Genomic DNA, 13,099 nt, shown 5'->3' with positions numbered 1-13,099 from the left:
CCTAGTCATGGGCGGACTGGGCAAGGGTCTGCGTCTGCACCGGCTCGCCTGGCTTGCCGTTGACCACCGGGACGATGACCAGGTAGCGCCGGGCGGCAGGCGCGTCGGACTGGACGATCTGACGAATCGGACCAATGGCATTCACGATCGCAGCCCCGGCGGGGTTGGTCATGAAGTTGGCCAAGGGCTGAAGGGCGCCACGGCCGTCCCGGGACTCGGCAAGCGCCAGGAGGAAAGGCTGCCTGGGCGTCAGACCCGTGACGGAGGCCTGCAACACCTGGAGCAGGCCTTGGTCGAACAGCGAGACGCTGGTCCGGGTCACGTCCGCCTTGCCGCCGGCGTCCGTCAGGGTCAGCGATGCGACCTGTCCGGCAACGCCCAGCGGCTGCAATCCTTGTGTGCCGTCGCCAGCGGGCACGGCGTTGGGCACGTAGACGACTGCCTGGGGCGCCTGTCCGATGGGAACGTGCCCGATCACGGTGTTCGTCGATGTGTCGATGACGGCCAGGGCGTCCTCGTTTTCCAGACCCACGTAGATGCGCGAGCCGTCCCCGGACGGCCACGCGCCGTGCGGCAGCTTGCCCACGGGCACGGTGGCCACCTGGCTGAAGTCATCCGTGCGGAAGACCTTCACCTGGTTCAAGCCGCCCACGGTCACATAGGCGAAGGTGCCTGCCTTGGTCTTGGCAAAATTCACGTGGTTGGTGATGGGTCCGGTGTCGAACGACTTCAGCACGTTGAACGGCGGTCTGGCGTTGAACGCGGTCGTGCGGCCGACGTCCTTGAGCGTGAACCACACCTGCGTGCCATCGGGCGAAGCGGCGATGTTCGGGCAGAACGGGCTGTCCTGCTTCACCTTCGCGACGATTTGATGGGTGGCCACCTCGATGACCGCGGTTTCAGGGTTGAAGGAGGAGCAGACGTAGCCGTACTTCCCATCCGGCGAGAAGATCTGCATCCCCGGACCGCCGGCCGTGACGATGCGAGTCTTCTCTTCGAAGGTCGCTGCGTCGATGACGGAGACGTAGTTCTCGCCGCGGACGGTCACCCAGACCTCTTTCCCATCCGGCGTGAAGAAGGCCTCATGGGGCGAACGACCGACATAGGTCGTGTGCCTCACCGCATTGGTCTGCGTGTCGATGAACGTCACGGCGTTCGAGCCGATGGACACGACGGCCAAGCTGCGGTGGTCAGGCGAGAAGCCCATGCCGTGGACCAGCACCTGGCCGCGATACAGCGGGCTGAAGTTGCCGGGCGACGGATCGCCCAGACGAATCACCCCCACCAGCCGATTGTCGACAGGGTCGGTGACGGACACCGTGTTGGAGAACTGTTCCGCGGCGTAGACGCGGTCACGATGGCTGATGGCGATGTCGGGAGCGGCAGCGCTGCCAGGTGCCTGACCGGCCATGGCGGCGCTGGCCCAGACGGCGGTCAACAGCAGTGACGTGCGCAGCGAATTCTTGAGCATGACGATTCCTAGTGGGTATGGCCGTGAGCCGCGCGCGGGGCGGAGGCCGGATCGGCGCCGTTGACGCCGTTGACGCCGTTGACGCCGACCTGTGTCGGCGCGGGAGCGGAAGGCGACAGCTCAGCGCCGATGGCGAGCTGCATGGCCGCGATTTCCTGCTGCTGGTCGACGATGATCTCTTGCGCGATGCGGCGCAGCTGTTCGTTCTTGCCATGGCGCAGTTCCGCCTGCGCCATCTCGATGGCCCCCTGGTGATGGGGAATCATCATCAGCGCGAAGTCGCGGTCGATGTCGCCGGACGGCTTCACGTCCATCGCCGCCATCATTCGATCCATGGCGGCATCGTTCTCCGCACGGAACGCTTCTTGAGGCGTGTTCGCGCCGGCGTAGGCGGTGATGGCGCAGGCCGCGACGGCCGAAGCCGCCATCCAGGAGGGCCAGCGGAGGCCACGAACTGTGATGTTCATGGGGTGTGCGCCCCCTCAATCGGCCGAGGCCGTGGCGGTGACGGTGGCGCCAGCGCTGGCCACCGCTTCACCGCGCTCGCGAGCGATGCGAGCCACCGCCATTGCGAAGGCGGGCGACTGGCGCAGCGCTTGATATCGCGCCTGGGCCTTCATGTAATCAGCGCCGTACACGTCCGGCGCATCGCGGCTGTCCAGGGCCTGCAGGCCCGATTGCCGGTAGATCTCAAGGTCGGCCAGCACCTGGGCCCGGGTCACCGGCGCGGCCTGGCTGGTGAGCACCCGCGGCAGCGTGGTGGCGGCGGCCTCGTGGGCAGGGCACGCGAAGGTGGCGGCGCTCATCACGAGCGAGGTGACGACAACGGCGATTTGCTTGTTCAAGAGGCTTCTCCATGGGATCAACGGGCAGGCCCGCGTTGAACGGGTCCGACAGGCGCCTGTCGCGACGGTGACCAGCGCTTGCCGGCTTCGCCCGAGCTGCGATGAACGCCTGTACTGACGTAGACGCCGCAGCCCCGGGGCTATTCCCCGGCCCTGAAAAGATTCCCGGCCACGAGCACGGCTCACTCCGCCGGCATGCGAGGGGGTGCCGCCAACTTCGGTGCCATCGCGCCGACGGTCTTGCGCAGGTGCTCCACCACATGCTGGGCGCGCGCCGACAGCGGCCATTCGGCACGGTGGATGAGCCACAGCGTGTCCACCACCGGCGAGCCGCAGTCGAGCACCCGGATCTCGTCCTGCCGAGGGAACGCACGCCGCGCATGCTGCGTCAGCACGGTGAACCCGAGGCCGCGCGCCACCGGTTCGAGCAGCAGGCCGATCTGGTTGCTGAAGCCGCGCACCGGCAGGTCGCGCACGCCCGGCGAGCCGGGGAAGTGGCGGCTCAACAGACGCCCGGCCATCGCCTGTCCGTCGGGATGATCGATGAAGCCGATGCGGCGCAGGTCGTCCCACTGCGCGATCGTCTCCGTCGCCGGGAACACCAGCTCCAGCGGCTCTTCCAGGAAGGCGCAGCTCGCGAGCCGCACATCGTCGGGCCGCAGCGTCACGAGCCCCAGTTCATAGCGGTTGTCCAGCACCGCCTGCAGCACATCGGGGTCAGGAGCGAACCGGTGCCGCACCACCAGTCCGGGACGCCGCGCCTGCAGGTCCAGCAGGTGCGGATAGACGAACAGCCCGATGCCGCCCGGCGTGATCATGCCGACCTCGCCCTGGCAGGCGTCCTCGTCCGCGAGCCGGCCGCGCAGGCGCTGGTCGGCCTCGTCCAGCTCGCGCCAGTAATCCAGCGTCGCCTTGCCCGCCGGGGTCAGCTCGATCGCACGCGGGCGGCGGATCAGCAGCGGCCCCAGCGAGCTCTCCAGATGCCGCACATGCTGACTGACCGCCGCCTGGGTCAGGTCCAGCGCCTCGGCGGCGCGCGTGAAGCTGCCCAGCCGCGCCAGGGTGGCGAAGCTGCGCAGCCATTGGGGATTCAGCATGGGCGACTCGGCTCGAACATAAGGAAGTCTTATCACGGCGATAAGGCCGCAGTACTTTTCATTATGGATCCGACTTTCTAGACTGCCGTCTCTGCGGGTCTTTCCCTGCTTCCCCCGCCCTCCGGCGGCTCCCGCTTTTCCCATCAAGGTCTCCATGTCCAGCCTGTTCTCTCCGTTCACTCTCAAGGACGTCGTCCTGCGCAACCGCATCGCCGTGCCGCCGATGTGCCAGTACAGCGCCACCGACGGCCTGGTCAACGACTGGCACCTGACGCACTACGCCGGCCTGGCGCGCGGCGGCGCGGGACTGGTGATCGTCGAGGCCACCGGCGTTTCGCCGGAAGGCCGCATCACGCCCGCCTGCCTGGGTCTGTGGAACGATGAACAAGCCACGGGCCTCGCCCGCGTGGCCGCGTCCATCGCCGCCGCCGGCGCCGTGCCCGGCATCCAGATCGGCCACGCCGGGCGCAAGGCCAGCGCCCACAAGCCCTGGGAAGGCGACGACCACATCGCCGCCGGCGATCCGCGCGGCTGGGCCACGCTGTCGCCCTCCGCCGTGCCTTACGGCAAGGGCCTGCCGCAGGTGCCCAAGGCCATGGACAAGGACGACATCGCCCGCGTCCAGGCCGACTTCGTGGCCGCCGCGGTGCGCGCCCGCGACGCCGGCTTCCGCTGGCTGGAGCTGCACTTCGCGCACGGCTATCTGGCGCAGAGCTTCTTCTCCGTCCACGCCAACCGGCGCGACGACGAGTTCGGCGGCAGCGCCGAGAACCGCGGTCGCTTCCTGCTGGAGACGCTGCGCGCCGTGCGCCGGGTCTGGCCCGAGCACCTGCCGCTGACGGCCCGTTTCGGCGTGATCGAGTACGACGGCCGCGACGAGCAGACACTGGCCGAAGCCATCGGCCTGACCCGCGCGATGAAGGCCGAGGGCCTCGACCTGCTGAACGTCAGCGTCGGCTTCACGACGCCGGAGGCGCAGGTCCCCTGGGGCCCGGCCTTCCTGGGCCCGATCGCGCAACGCGTGCGTCGCGAAGCCGGTCTGCCGGTCGCGGCCGCCTGGGGCTTCCACACGCCGCAACTGGCCGAACAGGCCCTGGCCGACGGACAGCTGGACCTGGTGATGATCGGACGCGCGCTGCTGGCCAACCCGCACTGGCCCTACCAGGCCGCGCAGGAGCTGAAGAAGGACAAGCCCACCTGGGTGCTGCCGGCGCCATACGCGCACTGGCTGGAGCGCTATCAACCGCAACGCGGTTGAGTCCCCCTCGACGAACGCCCTGACGATCGTGCACGGAGCCGGGCATGCCGGTACCCCCGGGAGCGAATTCCGAGCGGCGAGGAGGAGATTGAGCGGACGGGGGTACCGGCATGCCCGGCGGGCGCTCGGTCCCCGTCAAAGCGGATACGAATACCCCTGCTGGATCGCGCGCTCGTAGGTGCAGACCTCGATCGCGTCCCGGCGGCTGTCGAGGTAGTCCAGCAGCGCCGTGAACTTCGCGAACTGCGCCGCGTTGCCCGCCGGGATCACGTGGAAGACGAAGATGGCCAGCCCCCGGCTGGCCGCCGCATAGCTCGCGAAGTTGATCAGGTCGGCGCCGGTGTTGATGTTCAGGTCGATGCCCAGCGCCGTGACGTAGTTCGGATCGGCGATCGGAAAGGTCTCCGGCAGCACGGCCTTGGCGGTGATGGAGCCGCTGGCGCCGACGTTGAACCCGCGCATCCCCATCGGGAAGTTGGTCCTGCGCGCCGCCTTCCAGTCCAGCGCGTTGGGCGAGTTGTTGGAGAAGTAGGAGCCCATCCCTCCCCCGTTGAGCCCCAGCGCCACCCACAAGGCGCGTTGCGAGGCCATCTCGGACATCGCCTGGCTGCCGCCGAACGAGGGGTTCTCCGTCGACCAGGCCTGGGACGCGACCTGCCAGCCGTGCAGCCGGCAGAGCTTCTGCATCTGCGTGACGCTCATCTGGAACTGGTCCGGACCCGTGCGCAGCATCGCGGCGACCGCGCCCGGGAACAGCGAGCCCGGGAAGCCGCGCCTGGCCATCTCGAACGAGGCATCGGTCCAGGTGTCGGCCCGGCAGTCGTCGAAGGCGATCACCGCGGCGGCACGGCCCAGCTGCTTGGGACAGATGAACAGCCCGCCCAGCGCGATCCGCGTGCTGACGGTGACACCGCCGAGTCGCGCGCCCGCATGCGTGATCGCCGTGATGTCACTCGGTTGCGCGGCGCCCACGGCCACGAAGTCCTCGATCGCAAATCCCAGCACCTGCCATTCGAGCGTGGCGTTCCAGTTCACGCGCGTGCATTGCAGGTAGTTCCCGCCGCTCGCGTTGACCGTCCCGCCGGTGTAGAGACGCACGCCCGCCGTGATGCTGCCCGGGCCGGACGCGCCGCCCGGCAGCACCTTGAAGGCGAGGTAGACGTTGCAGCCCGTCAGGTCGAGCGCGGCCAGCGGCACCGCGCCCGGGATCGCGGTGACGGCGCCGCCCGAGCCCAGGGTGATGAGCGGGCTCGTGCCCATGTTGGCCGGATAGGCGCTGGACGCGGTGTTGCCGATGTAGGGATCGGTGGTGTCGTTGGTCTTGGTCGCGCCGCCGGTCAGCGCGGTCACCGCGGCGGCGGCCGTCGTGAAGAGCCCGAGGTTGCGCTTCTTCGGCCAGAACGTCGGCGGCGGCGCGGACGGGCCGGAGATCAACGGCATCTCGAAGGCGCCGGCCACGACGTTCGGCGGCGTCAGCAGGGTTCCGGTCGACACCTCGGCCTCGAGCGCGTCGGCGGTCGGCGCGGGGAACGGCATCAACGAGCGCTGCTGCACGCCCACGACCTGACCGAAATCATCGACGACCCATTGCAGTTGGCGACGGGGGTCGTCGGCCATGGTTCAGCGCCTCGCCACGTCCAGCGGCACCGCCGCGGTCTCGACGAAGATCGACGGCCGGAAGCCCTCGGTGTGGCCGCTCGCGGCCTTGCCCGAATCCGAGGCCAGCACCTCGATCGCGAAGGCCGACATCGGCTTCGCGAACAGGAAGCCCTGCAGCTCGTCGCAGCCCATCGCGACCAGCTGGTCGCGTTGCGCGGGCGTCTCCACGCCCTCGGCGACGACCTTCAGGTGCAGCACCCGCGCCATCTCGATGACGGCGCGCACGATGGCCTGCGCCTCCACGCTGGTCGCCACGTCGGCGACGAAGCTGCTGTCGATCTTGAGCTCCTGCGCCGGCAACCGGCGCAGCGCGGCCAGGCTCGAGTACCCCGTGCCGAAGTCATCGATGGACACATGCACGCCCAGCGCGCCCAGCCGCTTGAACGCGCGTCCGGTGACGGTGGCGTGCTCCATCGCGACGGATTCGGTGATCTCGCAGGTGAAGCGCTCGGGCCGCAGACGGTGCTTCTTGAGGCCCTTCTCGAGCCGGAGGATGAAATCGTCCGAGCGCATCTGGTAACCCGACACGTTGATGGCCACGCGCATCCGCAGGCCCATCTCGCGCCAGCGCGCCGCCTGGGCAAGCGCGGTGTCGGCCACCCAGTCGCCGATCGCGTCGATCACGCCGTAGCGCTCGGCGACCGGGATGAAGCGCGACGGGCTCACCATGCCCAGCGTCGGATGCCGCCAGCGCAGCAGCGCCTCCACCGCGGTGACCTGCATCGTCTTCGCGTCCATCTTCGGCTGGTAGACCAGCTCGAGTTCCTTGCTCTTGATCGACTCGCGGAGCTCGCGCGCCATCGTCAACTCCTCGCGGAGTTCCTCTTCCTGCACCGCGTCGAAGAACGCATGGCCGTTGCCCCCGAGGCGCTTCACCGAGCGCATCGCCGTCTGCGCGCGCCGGATCAGCCGGATCGAGCTGCCGTGCTCGGGCGACATCGCCACGCCTACCGACAGCCCCGCGCGCATCGGCGTCGTGCCGATCACGACGGGTTGGCCCAGGCTCTCGAGCACCTGGCGCACCAGTGCATCGGTCTGCGAGGGAGGCACCTCGCTCCAGAGGGCGAACTCATCGCCCGCGAGCCGTCCGACCAGGGCCTTCTTGCCGCCGATCTGCCGCAGGCGCTCGGCGGTGCGGATCAGCAGGTGGTCGCCGAACTCCTTGCCGTGCTCGTCGTTGACGAGGCGGAAGCCGTCCAGTCCGATGTACAGCAGGCAGCCCTGCCCTTCGCGGCGTTGGAGGCCTTCCAGCATGGCGGCGAATTCATCCTCGAAGCGGCGCGCCAGCAGCAGGCCGGTGAGGCGGTCGCGCTGGCGCCGGCGACGGGCACGACCGAGCCGGCCCTGGACCGCCATCAGCAGCGTCAAGGTCAGCGCGACGCCCAGCAGGACGCCCAGGAGAACCCACATCAGCGTCAACAACGGCTCCGGAATCGGCAGGGGAAGTCCGCATGCTAGGCGCTGAATGCGCTTCCGTGCGATCTCAGCACCGGAATGCGGGGGCAGGTCTGACCAGCGGCGACCGGAGGGCGTGACGAACTCGGCGGGGGCCGGGCGTTGCGTGCGAGAGGGGCCGGCGCGGCGCGGCGTGCGCGCGACACCCCACCCGCAGGGGCGATAGGCGCGATGGGCAAGCACCGATAGGTGGAAACCCCATGCGCACGGACCTGTCAGCACGATGTCAGGCAGAGACAATGCGCGCTGTTTTTTTGTTTCAAAACAGCGCCTTTTTCCTGTTCTCCTGGTCACGAGCCGGGAGGCGGGCGGGGCAACGGGAACGAACCCGGAAAGATCGAGCACAGCATGGCGCTACAGCATTTGACCGACGAACAGGTGCAGACCTGGTCGCGCGCGCAGAAGGACGAGTGGTGGTTCAAGAACGTCTTTCGCGGCGACATGGCGCAGCTCTCGCTGCGCTCCGGCTTCACCGGCTTCATGCTGGGCGGCATCCTGGCGGCGACCTCGCTGTACATCGGCGGCAAGACCGGCATCAGCGTCGGCGTGGGGCTGACCTCGGTGATCCTGGCCTTCGCGATGTTCCGCATCTTCGCGACGCTGGGCTGGGCCTCGGACTACACGATCCTGGAGAACAACTGCACCCAGTCGATCGCGACGGCCGCGGGCTACGTGGTGTCGCCGCTGTTCTCGTCGCTGGCGGCGTACATGCTGGTGGTGGACCACATCGTGCCGTGGTGGCAGATGATGGTCTGGATGATCGTGATCGCGATCCTGGGCGTGCTGGTGGCCTTCCCGATGAAGCGGCGCTTCATCAACGAGGACCAGCTCCCCTTCCCTGAAGGCCGCGCCTGCGGCGTGGTGCTGGACTCGCTCTACACCGGCGAGGGCGGCGAAGGCATGTACAAGGCCAAGCTGCTGGCCAAGGTCGCCGGCGGCGCCGCGCTGTACCAGGCCGTGGTGAGCGACGGCTGGATGAAGCTGCTGCAGTTCAAGATCCTGCGCATGGACCAGTGGGCCGGCATGACCGAGCCCTGGACCTTCCACGAGCGGCTGGACCAGTACTACTACGGCCTGGCGGCCAAGGCCGAGATCTGGATCCCGAAGATCCTGGGCACCGACATCCGCGCCCTGGGCCTGCGCCTGACGCTGGACGCCGCGATGCTGGGCGTCGGCGGCCTGATGGGCATCGCGGTGGCGACGAGCTGCCTGCTGGGCGCCTTCGTCAACTTCGTGGTGCTGGCCCCGATCATGATCCAGGCCGGCGACATCGTGCAGCGCGTGGGCCCGACGGGCGCGCTGATCCCGATCTCGCGCGTGGAGATCGTCAACCAGTGGTCGATGTGGTGGGGCGTGGCGATGATGGTCGCGGGCTCGCTGACGACGCTGCTGGCCAAGCCCGACCTGTTCCTGTCGGTGTTCAAGGTCTTCAAGAAGAAGCCCGCGGGCAAGAGCGAAGGCAGCGACCTGCTGAACCACATCGAGGTGCCGCTGTGGATCTCGTACGTCGGCGTGCCGGTCTTCGGCGTGCTGGCGGCGTGGACCTCGCACGCGTTCTTCGGCGTGCCCTTCCTGATGGCGCTGATCTCGCTGCCGCTGATCTTCGTGCTGACGGTGATCTGCACGAACTCGATGGCGCTGACCTCGTGGACGCCCACGGGCGCGCTGTCCAAGATCACGCAGTTCACGATGGGCGCGATCGACCGGTCCAACCCGGCGTCCAACCTGGTGCCGGCGGGCATGACGGCGGAGATCGCGTCCAACGCGGCCAACCTGCTGAGCGACATCAAGCCCGGCTACATGCTGGGCGGCAAGCCGCGCCACCAGGCGATCGGCCACATCATCGGCGTGGTAGCGGGCGTGCTGTTCTGCGTGCCGCTGTTCTTCCTGCTGTTCGTGCCGAAGAACGCCGAGGGCGTGCGCACGACGGCGACGATCATCTCGGACCAGTTCTCGATGCCGGCCGCGGTGCAATGGCGCGGCGTGGCGGAGATCATCGCCAACGGCCTGCACAGCCTGCCGGCGTCGGCGCTGATCACGATGGCGATCGCGGCGATCTGCGCGGTGGTGATCGAGGTGATCAAGATGGCGACCAAGGGCAAGTTCCCGCTGTCGTCGGTGGCGATCGGCCTGGGCGTGGTGCTGCCGCCGGAGTCGACCTTCGCGATGTGGGTCGGCGCCATGATGTTCTTCGTCATGGGCAAGCTCTACAAGACGCCGGGCACCAAGGGCTGGAAGCGCTGGGTCGACGGCTGCGAGCCGATCTGCGCGGGCCTGATCTCGGGCGCGGCGCTGATGGGCATCGGCAACGCGATCGTCAACGTGCTGATCTGAGCTTGAGCTTATCGACAGTCGATCGGACAAAGATCGATATCGAACCATTCCACGGGCGCCGGTAACGGCGCATCGCATGGCACAATTCGGGCCCTTCGGCAGGCGTGGGAACGCCTTCCGAAGGGCCCGAAGTCATTTCCGGACGCGGGCCGTCGGTCTACCGATTTCAGTCTGCCCGTAGCTCAACTGGATAGAGCAGCTGCCTTCTAAGCAGCAGGTCGGGGGTTCGAGTCCCTCCGGGCAGGCCACATTCGTGCCGCAAGCCGGCCTTGTCACGATGTCGGAGCCAGCGCCGATCCCCACTGAGACATGTCTTGCCCCCCCCCGGAGATGCGACATGCTTAACAACCTGAGGATTGCGCAGCGGCTGGCCATCGGATATGGGGCGTTGCTGCTCCTCATCTGCGCGACGTTCATCGTGGCCGTCGTGCAGGCCAATCGCCTGGCCGAGGCCGCCGGGTACTACTCCGAGAACCTGGTGCCGTCCTATCAGTCCGAGTACAGCATCGACACGATGCTCCGGGAGCTCAGGGGTGCCGGGTTCCAGCATGTCCTTGCCTCCACGCCGGCGCAGATGGCATCCATCGAATCCAGGATTCAGCAGATCCGCGGCGACATCGCGAAGGAACTGCACAGGTACGAGAGCGATTTGATCTCCGATGACCAGGACAGGCGCCTGCTGGTCGCCACCAGGGACGCCATCAAGCGCTTCGACGCGGAGTGGGAGAAGGTCCTGCCGGTATCGCGACAAACCGCGGAGAACCCCTCGAAGACCGCCGAGGCCAACGCCATGATGCTGGGAGCGGCCGCCGACGCCTACAACGCCGCCGTCACGTCCATCAAGGCATGGTGGGACTACAACGTCTCGTTGTCCGAAGCGCAGACAAGGGCCGCGAACGCCACGCGGGACACCGCCTTCGTATCGCTGGGCATCATGGTCGTCGCCTCCCTGCTGCTGGGTGTCGGCGCGGCGATCATCACTTCCCGCTCCGTCGTCGGACCCGTCCGGAGAGCCGTGGAAGTGGCTTCCACCGTCGCGCGCGGGGACCTGACATCCAGGATCCTTGTTGAAGGCCGGGATGAGACGGCCCAGCTGATGGAGGCCCTGTCGACGATGAACACGAACCTGTTGGACATCGTCGGGCAGGTGCGGTCCAGCAGCAACAGCATTGCCACCGGCTCCGCGCAGATCGCCACGGGCAATGCGGACCTCAGCCAGCGCACCGAGGAGCAGGCCAGCAATCTGCAAGAGACGGCCGCATCGATGGAGGAACTCTCCAGCACCGTCAAGGCCAACGCGGACACGGCCAGTCGGGCGACCGAACTGGCGTCCTCGGCCAGCGACGCCGCCGAGAAGGGCGGAACGCTGGTGGACAGCGTCGTACAGACGATGCACGGCATTGCCGAGGCCTCCAAGCGGATTGCGGACATCACCGGGGTCATCGACGGCATCGCCTTCCAGACCAACATCCTGGCGCTCAATGCCGCGGTGGAGGCCGCGCGCGCCGGGGAGCAAGGCCGGGGCTTCGCCGTGGTGGCCGGCGAAGTCCGCACGCTGGCGCAACGCTCGGCGGAGGCCGCGAAGGAGATCAAGGTCCTGCTCGAGGTCAATGCGGAGAAGGTCCGGGTCGGCACTGCCCAGGTCGATGCGGCGGGCGCCTCCATGCGCGACATCGTCGACCAGGTTCAGACCGTCAACGAACTCATCCGATCCATTGCGCACGCGTCGTCCGAGCAGACCACCGGCATCGGCCAGGTCGGCGATGCGATCAGCCAGCTGGACCAGGTGACACAGCAGAACGCCGCGCTCGTCGAAGAGAGCGCGGCCGCCGCCGAGAGCCTTCGCGTCCAGGCGACCAAGCTCACCGAAGTCGTGGGCGTCTTCAAGCTCGCGTAGCGGGGGTGCCCGGGCTCGGCCAGAATCCCTCCACGAAAAACACGCGCAGGAGGAAAGTCTCTTGACACCGATCCGATGCCTGACGCTCGCGGCCCTGCTGTGCGTTCCCCTCACCACCTGGTCCGAACCCGAGATCCAGGTCGGCTTTTCACCCGAAGGCTCGGCACGCCAGCTCGTGCTGGAGACCATAGTCGGCGCCAAGGAGCGCATCCAGATCCTGGCCTATGCCTTCCAGGCGCCCGACATCATGCAGGCGCTCGTCGATGCGAGGCAGCGCGGCGTTCAGGTGCAGGTGGTCGTGGACAGGAAGCGCAACCAGAACAAGCCCAGCAAGAAGGCGATGGACTTCGTGACCAGCCGCGGCGTGGAGCTGCGCACCAACGACCACTTCCACATCCACCACGACAAGACGATCATCGTGGACGGGCACACGGTCGAAACGGGCTCGTTCAACTTCGCGCCGTCGGCGGAGACGCTCAACTCCGAGAACGTCGTGGTGATCCGCAACGCGCCTGAGATCGTCCGGCAATACCTGGCGCACTGGCAGTCGAGGTGGGACCTCGGCAAGCCCTATGACGCCAAGGCCTTCTCCGAGAAGTCGGCGTCACCGCCCGTGCCCTGATCACGTGCGCCGCAACTGCGCTGGAACGAGCGTGCGCGATCAGCGCCAGACCCCCCGCCTCATCGATCCCGGGTCGACAAGCCTCGCCGTCCGGCCGATCAATCATCGACATCCGGCAGGCTGGGCAGCTCCTGGTTCTCGTGCGCATTGAGCCATTGACCTTCGGCAACGGCCTCCGCGCGATCCGCGTCGCCCAACCGCCTCGCCGCCAGGAGCGCGATCAGCACGGCGAAGCTCCCGATCGTGTAGCAGCTGAATCGCTCCAAGCCAGTGGCCTGCATCGGAAACAGGTCCACGAGGCACAGCACCAGCACGAACGCGGCAGCGGCGAACACGCGCTTCCAACGTTGGTGGGATCGTTCCAGTTCCTGCAGGGTCTTCATACGTGGCCGCTCCAGATTCGGGCCGGATCATAGGGGCACCGCGGATCCGTCGATACTGTCCCTTCCCTCTTCGATCCA

General features: G+C 67.8%; 11 protein-coding genes and 1 tRNA gene. 5 read left to right on the top strand and 7 right to left on the bottom strand.

Annotation, left to right across the window (positions count from 1 at the left end; translation table 11 throughout):
* Window position 1: 1 nt before the first annotated feature.
* The 4 genes from ACQ4L4_RS03520 to ACQ4L4_RS03505 all read right to left on the bottom strand — a co-directional run bounded on the left by ACQ4L4_RS03520 (window position 2) and on the right by ACQ4L4_RS03505 (window position 3,413).
* Window positions 2–1,471, bottom strand: a complete 1,470-nt coding sequence (locus tag ACQ4L4_RS03520; protein WP_431102807.1) for a YncE family protein — start codon at window positions 1,469–1,471, stop codon at window positions 2–4.
* An 8-nt stretch (window positions 1,472–1,479) separates the two neighbouring features.
* A complete protein-coding gene (locus ACQ4L4_RS03515) occupies window positions 1,480–1,806 on the bottom strand; it encodes a DUF305 domain-containing protein (protein ID WP_431102806.1) in 327 nt (108 codons plus the stop codon).
* 147 nt (window positions 1,807–1,953) lie between these two features.
* A complete protein-coding gene (locus ACQ4L4_RS03510) occupies window positions 1,954–2,316 on the bottom strand; it encodes a DUF4148 domain-containing protein (protein ID WP_431102805.1) in 363 nt (120 codons plus the stop codon).
* Window positions 2,317–2,498: 182 nt separating this feature from the next.
* Window positions 2,499–3,413: a LysR family transcriptional regulator gene (locus ACQ4L4_RS03505; RefSeq protein WP_431102804.1), complete on the bottom strand. Its 915-nt coding sequence runs from the start codon at window positions 3,411–3,413 to the stop codon at window positions 2,499–2,501.
* Between the two features lie 154 nt (window positions 3,414–3,567).
* Between ACQ4L4_RS03505 and ACQ4L4_RS03500 the strand changes: the two genes are divergently transcribed.
* Window positions 3,568–4,671 carry an NADH:flavin oxidoreductase/NADH oxidase gene (locus tag ACQ4L4_RS03500; RefSeq protein ID WP_431102803.1) on the top strand — a complete coding sequence of 368 codons (1,104 nt, stop codon included), beginning with the start codon at window positions 3,568–3,570 and terminating at the stop codon, window positions 4,669–4,671.
* Window positions 4,672–4,806: 135 nt separating this feature from the next.
* Here the strand turns inward: ACQ4L4_RS03500 and ACQ4L4_RS03495 are convergent, their stop codons facing one another.
* Together ACQ4L4_RS03495 and ACQ4L4_RS03490 are read right to left on the bottom strand one after the other, a co-directional pair.
* Entirely contained in the window at window positions 4,807–6,288 is a 1,482-nt protein-coding gene (locus ACQ4L4_RS03495) for a hypothetical protein (RefSeq protein ID WP_431102802.1), read from the bottom strand.
* Between the two features lie 3 nt (window positions 6,289–6,291).
* Entirely contained in the window at window positions 6,292–7,740 is a 1,449-nt protein-coding gene (locus ACQ4L4_RS03490; RefSeq protein WP_431102801.1) for a putative bifunctional diguanylate cyclase/phosphodiesterase, read from the bottom strand.
* 393 nt (window positions 7,741–8,133) lie between these two features.
* On the opposite strand from ACQ4L4_RS03490, the gene ACQ4L4_RS03485 reads away from it, so the two are divergent.
* The 4 genes from ACQ4L4_RS03485 (at window position 8,134) to ACQ4L4_RS03470 (ending at window position 12,638) form a co-directional block, all read left to right on the top strand.
* Entirely contained in the window at window positions 8,134–10,119 is a 1,986-nt protein-coding gene (locus ACQ4L4_RS03485) for an OPT family oligopeptide transporter (RefSeq protein WP_431102800.1), read from the top strand.
* Between the two features lie 171 nt (window positions 10,120–10,290).
* A tRNA-Arg gene (locus ACQ4L4_RS03480) sits at window positions 10,291–10,367 on the top strand.
* A gap of 5 nt (window positions 10,368–10,372) precedes the next feature.
* The gene (locus tag ACQ4L4_RS03475; protein WP_431102798.1) at window positions 10,373–12,016 is read left to right on the top strand and encodes a methyl-accepting chemotaxis protein; all 1,644 of its coding nucleotides are present in this window, start codon (window positions 10,373–10,375) and stop codon (window positions 12,014–12,016) included.
* Window positions 12,017–12,077: 61 nt separating this feature from the next.
* Entirely contained in the window at window positions 12,078–12,638 is a 561-nt protein-coding gene (locus ACQ4L4_RS03470) for a phospholipase D family protein (protein WP_431102797.1), read from the top strand.
* Window positions 12,639–12,736: 98 nt separating this feature from the next.
* Here ACQ4L4_RS03470 and ACQ4L4_RS03465 read toward each other — a convergent pair whose 3' ends face one another.
* On the bottom strand, window positions 12,737–13,021 hold the full coding sequence (locus ACQ4L4_RS03465) for a hypothetical protein (RefSeq protein ID WP_431102796.1): 285 nt from the start codon (window positions 13,019–13,021) through the stop codon (window positions 12,737–12,739).
* Between the last annotated feature and the right edge of the window lie 78 nt (window positions 13,022–13,099).

Origin of the sequence: Roseateles noduli (assembly GCF_050626985.1) — a bacterium.
Classification (GTDB): Bacteria; Pseudomonadota; Gammaproteobacteria; order Burkholderiales; family Burkholderiaceae_C; genus Roseateles; species Roseateles noduli_A.
Note: the sequence above shows the minus strand (reverse complement) of the source record. Positions and strands in the feature narration are given on the sequence as shown.